10 protein-coding genes and 2 pseudogenes are annotated in these 13,321 nt (G+C 57.5%); 7 read left to right on the forward strand and 5 right to left on the reverse strand.

What is annotated here, in order from left to right; genetic code table 11:
- Positions 1 to 2: 2 nt before the first annotated feature.
- From OKQ63_RS23690 to ribB, 5 genes and pseudogenes are all read right to left on the reverse strand, one after another.
- Entirely contained in the window at positions 3 to 473 is a 471-nt protein-coding gene (locus OKQ63_RS23690) for a MarR family winged helix-turn-helix transcriptional regulator (protein ID WP_264214327.1), read from the reverse strand.
- Positions 473 to 1,232 (reverse strand): annotated as a pseudogene (locus OKQ63_RS23695) (SDR family NAD(P)-dependent oxidoreductase). Before OKQ63_RS23695 ends, OKQ63_RS23690 begins: the two are co-directional and overlap by 1 nt.
- Positions 1,229 to 3,544, reverse strand: coding sequence for a bifunctional salicylyl-CoA 5-hydroxylase/oxidoreductase (locus OKQ63_RS23700; RefSeq protein ID WP_264214328.1), 2,316 nt, complete (start codon positions 3,542 to 3,544; stop codon positions 1,229 to 1,231). Before OKQ63_RS23700 ends, OKQ63_RS23695 begins: the two are co-directional and overlap by 4 nt.
- Before the next feature lie 1,184 nt (positions 3,545 to 4,728).
- Positions 4,729 to 5,853, reverse strand: a complete 1,125-nt coding sequence (locus tag OKQ63_RS23705) for an LLM class flavin-dependent oxidoreductase (protein ID WP_264214329.1) — start codon at positions 5,851 to 5,853, stop codon at positions 4,729 to 4,731.
- A 169-nt stretch (positions 5,854 to 6,022) separates the two neighbouring features.
- A pseudogene (gene ribB, locus OKQ63_RS23710) lies at positions 6,023 to 6,574 on the reverse strand (3,4-dihydroxy-2-butanone-4-phosphate synthase); the annotation flags it as partial.
- Between the two features lie 469 nt (positions 6,575 to 7,043).
- Between ribB and OKQ63_RS23715 the strand changes: the two are divergent.
- The 7 genes from OKQ63_RS23715 to OKQ63_RS23745 all read left to right on the forward strand — a co-directional run bounded on the left by OKQ63_RS23715 (position 7,044) and on the right by OKQ63_RS23745 (position 13,276).
- Entirely contained in the window at positions 7,044 to 7,553 is a 510-nt protein-coding gene (locus OKQ63_RS23715; protein ID WP_264214330.1) for an NADPH-dependent FMN reductase, read from the forward strand.
- Positions 7,550 to 8,104, forward strand: coding sequence for a flavin reductase family protein (locus OKQ63_RS23720; protein ID WP_264214331.1), 555 nt, complete (start codon positions 7,550 to 7,552; stop codon positions 8,102 to 8,104). Before OKQ63_RS23715 ends, OKQ63_RS23720 begins: the two co-directional genes overlap by 4 nt.
- A 185-nt stretch (positions 8,105 to 8,289) precedes the next feature.
- On the forward strand, positions 8,290 to 8,709 hold the full coding sequence (locus OKQ63_RS23725; protein WP_264214332.1) for a RidA family protein: 420 nt from the start codon (positions 8,290 to 8,292) through the stop codon (positions 8,707 to 8,709).
- Positions 8,709 to 9,623: an alpha/beta hydrolase gene (locus OKQ63_RS23730; RefSeq protein WP_264214333.1), complete on the forward strand. Its 915-nt coding sequence runs from the start codon at positions 8,709 to 8,711 to the stop codon at positions 9,621 to 9,623. Before OKQ63_RS23725 ends, OKQ63_RS23730 begins: the two co-directional genes overlap by 1 nt.
- A gap of 100 nt (positions 9,624 to 9,723) precedes the next feature.
- On the forward strand, positions 9,724 to 10,938 hold the full coding sequence (locus tag OKQ63_RS23735) for an MFS transporter (protein WP_264214334.1): 1,215 nt from the start codon (positions 9,724 to 9,726) through the stop codon (positions 10,936 to 10,938).
- A gap of 311 nt (positions 10,939 to 11,249) precedes the next feature.
- Complete coding sequence (locus tag OKQ63_RS23740) at positions 11,250 to 12,299, forward strand: aromatic ring-hydroxylating oxygenase subunit alpha (RefSeq protein WP_264214335.1); 1,050 nt, start codon at positions 11,250 to 11,252, stop codon at positions 12,297 to 12,299.
- Positions 12,300 to 12,319: 20 nt separating this feature from the next.
- Positions 12,320 to 13,276 (forward strand): PDR/VanB family oxidoreductase, encoded by a 957-nt coding sequence (locus OKQ63_RS23745; RefSeq protein WP_264214336.1) that lies wholly within the window; start codon positions 12,320 to 12,322, stop codon positions 13,274 to 13,276.
- Positions 13,277 to 13,321 lie beyond the last annotated feature (45 nt).

The raw sequence follows: 13,321 nt of genomic DNA on the forward strand, positions 1-13,321 counted from the left end.
CATCACTCTCGCTTGCCGGGCGCTGCGACCAAGGAATCCAGAAGCGCGGAAACAGTTTCGATATCCTGGCCAGAAAGCCCGCCCAGCAGTTCATTGACCCAGCTTTCGTGCGCTCTGGCCTGTGCCCGGAACGCGGTTTGGCCCTTCGGCGTCAGCGTCACCAGCGAGGCGCGCCGGTCGCCGGGCACCGGCACCCGCAGAGCCAGGCCTTCGTCAGCCAGCTTGTCAACAATACCGGTGATATTGCCGTTGGAGACCTTGAGCAGCTTGGAGATCTGGCTCATCTTCAGCCCCTCAGGGAAGCGCAGCAGCGCCGACATCACATCAAACCGCGGCAGGGTGCTGTCGAATTCGCTGCGCAGGCGGCGGCGGATTTCATCCTCGACCGCACTGCCGGCCTTCAACAGCCGCAGCCACAGCCGCAGCCGGTCCTTGGACAGATCACCTGTGAAGAGTTCGGTGGGTTCTGCCATCAGATCTCTCCTCCTGACAGACTGAGCGAATGGCCATTCACTGACCGGGCCCCGTCAGAGCACAGCCAAAGAGTGGTCTGCGCCACCTCATCGATCTGGATGAAGCGTTTCTGGGGGTTGCCTGCCAGCAATGAGGCGCGGGCCTTGTCCTCGCTCATCCCGGTCTTGGCGGTGATATTGTCGATCGAGCGCTGAAGCATCGGGGTTTCGGTGAACCCGGGGCAGATCGCATTGGCGGTGACGCCGCTGCGGCCCAGCTCGATTGCCAAGGACCGGGTCAGCCCGACCACCGCATGTTTTGCCGCGCAATAGCCGCAAACATAGCCATAGCCCTTCAGCCCTGCAGTGGAGGCCACCGCGATCAGCCGCCCCCATCCAGCCGCTTTCATGTCCGGCAGCGCCGCCTGCCAGCAATTCACCACGCCGCTGAGATTGACCGCCAGCATCCCGTTCAGCTGTTCAGCTGTCATCTGCTCAAACGGGCAGCTTTCGGCGGCTCCTGCATTGGCAACCATCACCTCAACCGGCCCATGCTGCTGGCGGGCCTGGCTGAACGCCTCTGCCACGGAATCCGGATGTGTCACATCGCAGGCCGCCCAATTGATCTGGGGGATGGCTGGCAGCGACCTCCTGCAGGGGAGGCTCGCGGCGGCCCAGGATGGTGACCTTGGCACCGGCTTTGGCCATAGCGGTTGCCACGGCGGCGCCGACGCCGCTGCCGCCGCCGGTGATCACCGCATGTCTGCCTGCGGCGCTCATACCCGGATCATCTCGGCTTCGCGGTCGGCCAGGCGCCAGACCTGATCACGCCCGGCGTGGTAGGGCGGCAGCCAGTCCTGCTGCCGGTCGCCGATCCGCGCGGCTTCGTGATGGGTCCAATAGGGATCGGCCAGATGCGGGCGCCCAACAGCAACCAGATCGGCGCGCCCGGCCATCAGGATCGAATTGGCGTGGTCGGCCTCGTAGATATTGCCCACCGCCATGGTGCGGATGCCGGTCTCGTTGCGGATCTGGTCCGAGAACGGGGTCTGGAACATCCGGCCATAGACCGGCCGCGCTTCAGGTGTGGTCTGGCCCGCCGATACATCAATGATATCGGCGCCTGCGGCCTCGAAGGCCTGCGCAATGGCCACCGCCTCTTGCGGCGTCACGCCGTCCTTGCCAACCCAGTCATTGGCGGAGATCCGCACCGACATCGGCTTTGACGCGGGCCAGGCCGCGCGCATTGCCCGGAACACCTCCAGCGGGTAGCGCAGGCGGTTTTTCAGGCTGCCGCCGTAGTCATCGCTGCGCCGGTTGGAGACCGGAGAAATGAAGGAAGAGATCAGATAGCCATGTGCAGCGTGCAGCTCGATCATGTCAAAGCCTGCACGGTCTGCCATTTCAGCCGCCGTTACAAACTGATCGCGCACCGTGTCCATATCGGCGCGGGTCATTTCTCGCGGCGTGTCATTGTCCGCTGACCAGGGCAGCGGCGAGGCAGAAAGCAGCTCCCAGTTGCCGTCGGGCAGCGGCTTGTCCATACCCTCCCAGCCGATGTTGGTCGAACCCTTGCGGCCGGAATGGCCGATCTGGCAGCAGATGCGGGCGCTGGTCTCGGCATGCACGAAATCCGTCAGCCGCTTCCACGCAGCCTCATGTTCCGGCGTATACAGGCCCGGGCACCCCGGTGTGATGCGGCCGGTTGGCGACACACAGGTCATCTCGGTATAGACCAGCCCTGCCCCGCCTTTGGCGCGCTCACCGTAGTGGATCAGATGCCAGTCGGTGGGGCAGCCTTCCACCGCCTTGTATTGCGCCATCGGCGACACCACGATGCGGTTCTTCAGTGACATGTCCCGCAGCTGGAACGGTGCGAACATCGGCGCCCGGACCGGAGTGTTTTCCGCCGGGGTTTTCGCGGTCTGTGCCGTGCCGAACTGCTGCTGGAACCAGCCTTCGGCGGATTGCAGCCACTTGGGGTCGCGCAGGCGCAGGTTTTCATGGGAAATCCGCTGTGAGCGGGTCAGCAGAGAATAATTGAACTGCACCGGATCAAGATCCAGATAGCGCTCCACCTGCTCGAACCACTCCAGCGAGTTGCGGGCGGCGGACTGCAACCGCAGCACCTCCAGCCTGCGCTCCTCCTGGTAGCGTTCAAAGGCGGCCTCAAGCGTGGGTTCCGAATGCAGGTAGCTGGCCAGCGCAATCGCACTATCAAACGCCAGCCGGGTGCCAGAGCCGATCGAGAAATGCGCGGTGGCCGAGGCATCGCCAAGAAGCACCACGTTTTCGTGGTACCATTTCTCGCACAGCACCCGCGGGAAGTTGATCCACACCGCCGAGCCGCGCAGGTGGTCGGCATTGGACATCAGCTCATGGCCGCCCAGGTGGTTTTCGAACACCTTGCGGCAGGTCTCGACGATCTCTTCCTTGCTCATCGCTTCAAAGCCGAAATTATCCCAGGTCTGCTGCGAGCATTCGACGATGAAAGTCGCGGTCTCGTCGTCGAACTGGTAGGCATGGGCCCAGATCCAGCCGTGTTCGGTCTTTTCAAAGATGAACGTGAAGGCATCGTCAAAGCGCTGGCGGGTGCCAAGCCAGATGAACTTGCATTCGCGGGCGTCGATATTCGGCTTGAAGGTGGCGGCATATTCGCTGCGCACCTTGGAATTCAGACCGTCGCAGGCGACCACCAGATCATAGTCCTGCCGCAGTGCCTCGGCGCTGTCGAACTCGGTCTCATAGCGCAGCTCCACCCCCAGCTCGCGGGCGCGCTCCTGCAGCAAGAGCAGCATCTTCATGCGGCCGATGCCGGCAAAACCATGGCCGCCCGACACCGTGCGCACACCGTCATGCACCACCGCAATATCGTCCCAATAGGCGAAATTGCTGCGGATCGCCTCGGCGCTCTTGGGATCGTTGCGCTCCAGGCTTTCCAGCGCGTCGTCCGACAGCACCACCCCCCAGCCAAAGGTGTCATCGGCGCGGTTGCGCTCGATCACCGCAATCTCGTGAGAGGGATCACGCAGTTTCATCGAAATCGCAAAGTAGAGCCCGGCCGGCCCTCCTCCCAAACAGGCAACACGCATGATCTTTTCTCCCAGAAACGCCGGATTATCCGGCCAAGCTTCAAGCTGTTTGCACAGCATAGACGCAAATTGTAGTTTAGTTCAAGCTTAAAATATCAAGGCTTAAAATTTTTATCCCTGCAGGTCTAATGGCCCTAGGGCGCTTAGCCAGGGTTCAACGCTGGCGCAGTTTAAGGTGCTGGAATCTGTGCGTTTCAACGGTAACTCAAATCCTTCTCAATCTATTTCTGCATCGATCAGCCGGTGCTAGTAAGGACCCTTTGATCGATATTCTCACCGGTAATGAAGGCGCTCATGGCGTCCACCCCCGGACGCCTTCTGTCATTTGGCCATTTGTTGGCACCCTTTTTGTTGGGTCTGACTGCTGCCAGGTGTCATGCTTCTGACCGGGTTCGGCGTAGGTGCTGCCCCATGATACGGTCGGAACAGGCAGGATCGGTCTGTCTCCGAAGTGGCATTGCGTTGCCAAGGCGTCCAGCGACCTGATCCTGCCCATCGTCCCCCGCGGCTGTCTAGTCCGCTTGGAAACCACTCTGTATTTTAGATTTCAGGCGCGAGATGGAAACGGGTTATCCATGGTTTCGTTAATCCTCCGGCGATGCATGAGCACTCCGGTTATGCGTGCCGAGGACGCATTAACCGATCGAGTAAAAGGAAAGAATGCGCTGGCTCGTCAATCAGGGCCTGATCACTGAGCAGGCGGGCACCCGCTATTTGGAAGCAGATCACGAACCTGCCGATACCGACCTAAGAGGTCGCTGCACTCAAGATTGAATGGTACGCGGTGGCTAGAAGATCGGGACCCACTTCAGGCCCCATAAAAGCCGAGCGCCGCATCCTCGAGCTAGTGACCCCGGACAGATAACGGCAAGACCCGCGCAATCTGAATTTCTGTGAAAGGGCGGGCCCGCTCCTCGGAGGCCATCTCAACCGCGTTTCTGACGCGACATTGGAGACAACTGTCATATGGCGAGGCCTTTCCCGCCTCGCCGACTTCCTCGGAGGAGCCTGTATCGCAACGCCGCCAGATGCTTATGGGCAGCTTCAAAAGACACCGGGCGCTTAACAACTAACCTTCTATAGCGTAGAGAATATGGACATGTCTGACTTGGACGAGGACGTTGATCGTTCTAAAAAGATGACCCTAACTATTCCAACCAACGACCTCGGCGAAAGGCTCGCTTCTATTCAACCACAACACTGTTTGGCACAGCAGTTGTCCGGCCGACAGAGCACTCAATGCCGAAATCGGCGAGCCGCGGCAGCGTTCGCGTTCCTAGCTGGTTGAGATGGCTAATATAGTCGGGGACGATAATAAGGATCCCATCAAGATCTGCCTCATTGACCTGTTTTGCGATCTTACTAGCCAGGTTTTCATACGAGCCAACAATCGCACCGGGCATGACCGCCTTGTAATCTGCTCCTCCGAGAGGGGCTAGGGACGAGGCGCTCAGCTTGTCGAACCCCTTTGTATTTTTTTGATAGCCACTGGCCAGGTCGGCCAATCCTACCAAGTCGGCGCCAACCTCTAGATGTTCGAGCAATTCCTGGGCCGCTTCGTCTGTTTCGCCCGGGATGATAGTCATTGCACCAAAAACCTTAAAATCGGGCTTGTTGCGATCTTTCGCCAGCTGCTTTGCTAGCTTGGCCTGTTCGACAAACTTGGCATCGCCGCCGCCCATCAGAAACGCAATGTCGCAGCTATCGACGGCGAATTTTAGGCCGCGGGGCGATGCTCCGGCATTGACTAGGGTGGGCCGTTTTGCTGGGCGAGGGCTGAGGATTCCGCCATCGGCTTTGAAATAGGGGCCATCGTGAGTAACAACTTCCTCGCTCCAGTACTTGCGAATGACTGAGACCCAGTCTTCAGCCATGTCGTAACGCTCGTCATGGCCCATGTCATCCCAAAAGCCCAGCGGATAGAGTTGCATGTAATTGCCGCCCGTCACCACATTCAGGCCGATGCGGCCATCTCCGATTTCAGACAACGAGGCTACTATTTTAGCGATGGTCGCTGGCTTATGCACTGAGACGTGGGCTGTGCACCAAACATTGATCCGGTCGGTCGCTTGAGTAAGCGCGCCTGCGGCGGCGATGGAATCGACTGTATCACCCCAGAAGCGGTGCGGACCTTGAGCCCCTCGCCAATTTTGCGGGCTAAGCACGAAATCGAAGCCTAGGTATTCGGCAAGGCGTGTAACCTCTAGCGCGTGTTTGAACGAGCCTGGCGTGTGAGGGGCGTTTGTTGAGTGGACCCAGCCGCTACGAACGGTAGGGATGAAGACTCCGGCTTCGATTTTCTTTTCCATGGCTGTTCTCCTGTCGGTAAGTTCGGATTTTCGGATTAGTCGGCCCATCAGGCGGAAGGCTAAAATGTCGGCGACCAGATCAGCTGTGCGATGTCGCTGTCTCGGGAATGGTGGCTTCAGGCAAATTCTTCGGTCTAGCGCTAGGTTTGCCAAGGGGGGCGGTGTCAAATTTGTTGCGCCAGTAGGATAATTCCTCGATCGTGAGGCAAGCCAGATCATGCTGTGCAGCGAAGGCGGTAACCTGCGCCCCCTTCATCACCGTCCCGTCGTCATTGAACAATTCGCAGATGACCCCCACAGGTTGCAGCCCGGCTAGTCGGCACAGATCAACGGCGGCCTCGGTGTGGCCGGTCCGTTCCAATACGCCGCCATCGCGTGCGATCAGCGGGAACATGTGGCCCGGTCGGACGAAATCAACCGCCAAAGAATCAGGGTTGGCCAGTTCTCGCGCCGTCATGCAACGTTCGGCGGCTGAGATCCCGGTGAGCAATTCCTTACGGGCATCGACCGAGACAGTAAAGGCAGTCGCCAGCGGTGCATCATTCACAGCGACCATCGGCGGCAGTTTAAGCCGGGCAGCAACCTCGCCGCTCAGCGGCACGCAGACAATACCGCAGCCATGACGGATGATGAAACTCATCTGTTCAGGTGTACAAAGCTCTGCCGCGACGATTAGGTCGGCTTCGTTTTCGCGATCCTCGTCATCAGTGACGAGCACCATCTCACCGAGCGCCAGTCGGCGCAGAGCATGAGTGACACGGCAACGGTCCTGGTGGGCGCCTGCGTGCCGAGAGAAGGATTGGCCACTGGGCTTCCGCGAACCAGCGGAACCAGCGGAACCAATGGTGTTAACATCGCCGATCGTGCTGCTAGTGATGGACATAGCCTCTCCAATCTCAATAGTAAGTTGCCGACCCGTAGCGGGCCGGATCGTTGAGAACTATGCCGGACGCGGCAAAATCCAGCTATCCGCCCAACGCCTGAACTTTATCCACTGCTCCTTTGTTAAGCTGGGTTCACTAGAGCCCAGCGGCGGCTTGCTAAATGGGCAAAGTGTATAGACCGACGTAGAAAATCGGATAGCACAATCGGTTAATGGCCTGCCACAATCGGGAACGAGGGCGACGTGGCTATCAGTTACTTCAGTCCAGGTGGAATTCCGCCAAACTAAACCTATAGGAGGAGAGACTATGCCTACTGTTGTCGTTGTCGGAAATCCCAAGCCTGCGTCGCGCACCGCTCAAGCAGCTTCACTTCTGGCTGAGGCTTTGACTGAAAAAGCGCCGGATCATGTGATAGATGTTACCGATCTGGGGCAAGGTCTTCTGGAATGGGAGAACCCGAAAGTCTTAGAGGCGGTAGGTTTGACTGGGCAGGCTGGTCTCGCCATTGTTGCCACTCCGACCTTCAAGGCCACCTATTCCGGCCTCCTGAAGCTATTCCTTGATCAGTTCGCCACGGCCGAGGGGCTGCGTGGCGTAGTCGCGGTGCCGCTGATGCTGGGTGCTGGCCCTACTCACGCTATGGCGCCCGATCTGTTCTTGAAGCCGCTGCTGACTGAACTTGGGGCAACCTGCCCGGCTCCGGGGCTGTATCTGTCGGATAAGACCTATGAGGACGGGGTGCAGATCGCAAAGTATGTTGAAGCCTGGGGTGGCGTGCTGAATGACGCCGTAGCCGGATGGGGGGCACGGAAATGAGCAATTACAGCGGTGTGAACCTGACACCCGATCCGCCTTTTCAAGGACTGGCCGGGGTCGAGGACAAAACGGGACTTCTACGCAGCGCATACGGCTGTTTTCCCTCGGGCGTCGTCGCGGTTAGCGGTCTGTCCGAGGGAAAGCCGGTTTCGATGGTTGCCAGCAGTTTTGTTGGTGTCTCGATAGAGCCGGCACTAGTAGCTTTTTGTGTCCAATGGAGTTCAAATACCTGGGAAGTGCTGAAGGGACTGCCTCGGATCGGCATCTCTGTCCTAGGCGAGGGGCATGACCAAAACGTACGACGACTTGCCTCTCGGGCCGAGGACAAGTTCGATCAACTTGGCTTGTCGGTCAGCGAGGAGGGTGCGGTCTTTATCGATGGTGCGACCGCATGGTTGGATTGCACGCTTCATTCTGTATTGCCAGCTGGCGATCACGGCATCGTGCTGCTTGAGATCGAAGCCCTGACATTGCGGCCGGAAGCCGAGCCGCTGATCTTTCACGGGAGCAGATTTCGCGCCCTGCAGGAGCGCCCGAAAGCCGAGCGCTGAAACTGTCACCGCTCCGACACAACAGGCCATTTCGGCATCTGATTTAAAGCGGCCATCTCCCAGAAATAATCTGGCTCGTAATCCGGATGGGCAGCCAACAATCTCTGGGTTCAAGCCGGAATATCTTCGCAAGTTGCTCCATGCCTTAAAGCGTGGTGCCAGACCTTTCACACTGGAGGAAAGCCATGAAAGCGCATCACAACACATCCGTCGCAGCAGAGTGGGAATGGGAAAAGGACATGCCCCCAGCCCCCGGTATCAGAGCCGGAGACACCATCTATCTTTCTGGTCAGATCGCACTTGATTCTGCCGGCAAAGTGGTAGGCGAGGGCGATCTGATCGCCCAGACTAGGCAGTGCTTTGACAACATTAAGGCTATTCTCGCGCGCGAAGGCGCGACGATGCGCGATATCGTCAAGATGACGACCTATTTTTCTTGTCCGCTGTCAGCCGAAGTCACCCGCGACTACTGGAAGGTGCGGGCCGAGTATTTTGGAGATTACCGACCGGCTAGCACAGGCGTCTCAATCTCCTCGCTGGTGTTTCCTTCGCTTCTCGTCGAAATTGACGTGATCGCTGTTGTCAAAGCGGTCGGTGGCGCCTGATGGCTAGTATCTCACAAGAGGGGTCAACGCTGGAGGCTCTCGAAGTCGATCTATTCTTTTCGGATCTTGGACAACGCAGCATCGAATACAATGCCCGTGCTTCGGTGCCGGATTTTGAAGCCTGTGTCGCTGAATATGCTCGGCTGTCGACCGAGGCCAAATCTGCCTGCTCTGGGCTGTATAACCTGAAATATGGCCCAACCCGCGCTGAAGCACTCGACCTGTTTTTGGCTCCAGGCTCCCTGCAACTTAGCCCAGTCTTTGTCTTTATCCATGGCGGCTATTGGCGGTCGCAAAGTAAGGACGATGCCGCGCTGATGGCCAAGGTTTTCACCGATGCCGGAATCGCGGTCGCAGTGTTGGAGTATACACTTCTTCCGCTAGCGACTCTGGCAGAGGTGGTGCGTGAGATGCGCGGCGCCATTTCGTGGCTTCATCAAAACGCCGCATGTTATGGGATTGACCCGACGCGGATCTTCATCGGCGGCAGTTCGGCTGGGGCGCATTTGGTGGGAATGCTGTTGGCTGATGGCTGGCATGAAGAATTTGGTGTGCCAGTGGATACGGTGAAGGGAGCGATGGCAATTAGCGGCCTCTATGACATCCGCCCCATCTGCGACATTGAGGCTAATGACTGGTTGCGGTTGGTGCCCTCGCAGGCAGAACGGCTGAGTCCACTCTTCAAGATCCCAGATAAAGCGCCGCCGCTGGTGCTGTCGGTCGGCGGCTTGGAGACGCAAGGCTTTCGCAACCAGACACGTGCCTATGCTGAGGCCTGGCGTGCGAAGGGGCATCAACTAATGATGATTGATGCTCCGGATCGAAATCATTTCAACCTGCTTTCAGAACTCGCCTGGCCAGACCGTTCTCTGACGTGCGCGGTGCTGAACATGATTGAGAACAGCCGCCGCTGATCGGTGTGGTCTGCATAAATAGCGTACCCTTTAACAAAGATGGCGAGTGGCTGCCAGGGCTAAAAAATATCGAAAAACTCACCAACACGGAGGACACGAAATGAACAGATGGACCGCGCTTACAATAATTTCGGTTTCTTTTCTACAATGCACCCTGAACTGGTTTGGCATCGTGCCGGCCTTTGGCTCGCTGATGACAGAAATGGGGCTGGGTTATCCCGAGCTTGGGCTGCTCGTCGGTATTTTCGTAGCCGGCTATGGTATTGCTCATATCCCGGCCGGGCTGATCTCCGAAGCGTTCGGGATGCGTTTTGCTATGGTTGCAGGGATTGCGGTGCTGACACTGGGAACGGTGCTAGCCGCCGTTACGTCTAGCTATCAAATCCTGCTCGTCGCCCGCTTCATTAGCGGGGTCGGAGCTTCGATCTATGTTGGAGCGGCTCTTGGCCTTACCGCAGCCTGGTTCCGGGGGCATGAACTTGGCACTGCCTATGGCATTGTATCCGGAGTCGCTTTTACGCTTGGCGCTTTGCTTGGGCTCTATGTCTGGATCGACGTCGTCGCTGCGCTAGGCTGGCGCGGCGCGCTGCTGGCCGCCGCTGGTGTGGCGGCTGCGACCTTCCTGCTGCTGCTGATCATCTTCCCGGTTCCGACAGCCGGGGAAGATCAACAAGAGGTTGGGGCAAGTAACCTTAACACAGGCTCCTTGAAGCGGACCTTTGGAAATCATGATCTCTGGCTGATTAGTGCCAGCTTCATCGGTGGTTATGGAAGCTATCTGACAGCTTCGCAGCTTCTGCCACAATTTGCCTCCGAGCACTTGCAGATCGAGGCCCATGATGCGAGCTTGCTGGGTGCGGTTTTGCTTGTCAGCGGCATAGTAGGTGGGCCGCTCGGAGGCTGGTTGGCCGATCGTGTTTTTGGCATGATCCCGACCTTTATTGCCGCCTGTATCGTACAATCCGCTGCCCAATTTCTCGTTCCACATCTTGGCTTTGCCGGGTTGGTGGTCGCGTCGGCAGTGATTGGCACATCTTCCATCATGGCATTCTCAGCTTGGATCTCGACCCCCGGTTTCTGCCGTGACTGGCTAGAAATATCGGACATTCCCACAGCCTGCGGGCTGATGCTGACCATTTCAGCCATCGGCGGGTTCATCGTCCCGATCCTCTATGGCTGGATGATGGCAAATGCTGGCCATCAGGCTGCCTGGTTTTTACTTGGTGGATTGCCTGTTGCGACGATGCTGATCTGTGTCTTCGCACCGTTGCGGTCGCTGAAAACTCGCCAAGTCGAAGCGACAGCCGAATATTAACCGATGAAATGGCGGTGTGAAACCGCAACCAGGAAGCCGTGCGTACACAGTGCGGCTTCTTGTCGTCAAATCTGTGAGAGTTGCCCGCGGAAAAGCGGATAGACCAACTCAGCAAATCGGATAGCTGGTTTTTCGATATCGGATATAGTTAGTTTCGAGGCGTACCGGACGCGAGATCTTTTGCCGGTCTGATGAAGATGAAGTCTAAATTTGTGGCCTGTGGCGTCCGGTTTGACACATAGTTTCCACATGAGTCCAAGACCAGTACATGGTCTTCGGCGCCGCGTTGCTCAGAAAACCCGGAGAATAAAATGTTTGTACCAGCGAAAAACCAGCAGCAGCAGGAGAGTCTGCCCCTTAACTGCAGCTTTGAACGTTCGGACTGGGAGATTTTAGCTAGCTTTTGGCATCCTGTCGCTAATAGCGATGAAGTGACCGATGCGCCTGTTCGCGTGCACTTACTCGACATGCCCGTAGTTCTTTTCCGTACACCTGACGGAATTAAAGCGGCTAAGGACGTCTGTATGCATCGCGGCGGGCAGTTGAGCCTCGGTTCAGTCTGCAACGGCATCCTTGTCTGTGGCTTCCATGGCTTCGAATATAATGGCGAGGGCACCTGCGTCGGTATTCCAGCGCTTGCAAAGGGGTCGCCTATCCCGAAGAAGTTGCGACTGAAGAATTTTCAGTGCCGGGAGCGCTACGGACTGGTTTGGGTTTGCCTCGCTGATCAGGCTCGTGCCGAGATGCCAGAATGGCCGCAGATAGAGGATGGATCGGGTAAGGTTATTCCTGTTCCCTCCTACGAAATACGGGCTTCAGCCGGACGCCGGGTCGAGAATTTCAACGATATTGCCCACGTGCCTTTCTTGCACCGCGACTCATTCGGTGGTCCGCCTACAGATATTGCTCCTTATGAAGTCGTCTCGGGCGACAACACCTTGGCCTTCAAAGTCGACATCCTCGAACAGACCCGTTACTCTGGCGAGTATGGCGGTAAGCCTGCTTATCATTCTTCAGTCTATTCCTATGAACTGACCTTGCCGTTTGCATCTTCAGCCAAAATTTCAAATCCCGAAAGTGGTGATGTATATCGGGTTTACGACATTGTTAGCCCTGTCTCCTCTGACCGCTCTCGGGTGTTCCAGATCGTTGTCGATGAAAGCTTCAAGATGACACCCGAAGCGGTTCGGGCTTTCAATGATGTGGTGAACAAGGAAGATTCGCCACAGGTCGAGGCTCAATCGCCCTTTGACCTACCCTTGGACCTCCGCGACGAGATCCATATTCCTGCCGACCGTATGTCGGTGGAATATCGTCGGAAGCTAGCGGCTTTGGGGCTGGGAGCCGAGGCATATCGATAGGCACGGAATTGGAGGAAGGCATGACTGAGTCCATCGAAGTTGTAGTTCGGAGCGTGACCGACGAGGCAGAGTGCATCCGGTCTTTCGAATTGGTTCGACCTGAGGGCGGCCCGTTGCCGGGTTTTTCCGCGGGTGCTCATATCGACGTGCACACACCGAACGGAAAGCTTAGGCAATATTCCCTGGTGAACGACGAGCGTGAGACTTACCGCTACATCATCGCTGTGCAGAATGAAGAAACTGGGCGCGGCGGTTCGCGCTCTATGCATGTTGATGTCGGGGCAGGCACGCTGCTCCGTATCGGCATGCCACGCAACGCCTTTCCACTGGGGAACCACATCCCACCTACGGTTCTATTGGCAGGCGGTATTGGTGTAACCCCGCTGCTAGCGATGGCGCGCAGCCTCCAGGCGCGTGGGAAGCCGTTCGAGTTCCATTTCGCCACCCGATCGCGAGCGAGCACCCCCTTTCTCGACCAGCTTCTGCACGGCCCCTTCAAAAAAAATACCCGTGTATATCATGATGACCAACCCGGCATGAAATTGGAGATCGACTGCTTTGTCGACCAGTTGCTCCCACAATCGCATCTTTATCTCTGCGGTCCGAGCGGGTTCATGTCCGCAGTGTCGGATGCTGCCGAAGCTCGGGGAGACATCGTCCTTCACCGGGAATATTTCGGAGCTCCGGTCACGGAAATAGGATTGAGCGAAGCGTTCAGTCTTGAATTGGCCCGTTCTGGAATAAAAACCACTGTGGCGGCGGATCAGAACATACTCGAAGTGCTGCAATCGCTGGATATTGACTGCGCGACTAGTTGCGAGGAAGGTATCTGCGGAACTTGCTTGACAAAAGTCCTAGCCGGTGAAATCGATCACAGGGATCATTTCCTTTCGGCGTCGGAAAAGGCGCTTGGGGATCGCATGCTTGTCTGTGTGTCTCGGTGCAAGGTTGGCTCGAAGTTGATTCTTGATCTGTAGCTTCCTTGGTATAGACTGTTTCTATCGGAAATAGGTTCGGCGAGT

It is taken from the genome of Leisingera thetidis, from assembly GCF_025857195.1.
Taxonomy (GTDB): Bacteria; Pseudomonadota; Alphaproteobacteria; order Rhodobacterales; family Rhodobacteraceae; genus Leisingera; species Leisingera thetidis.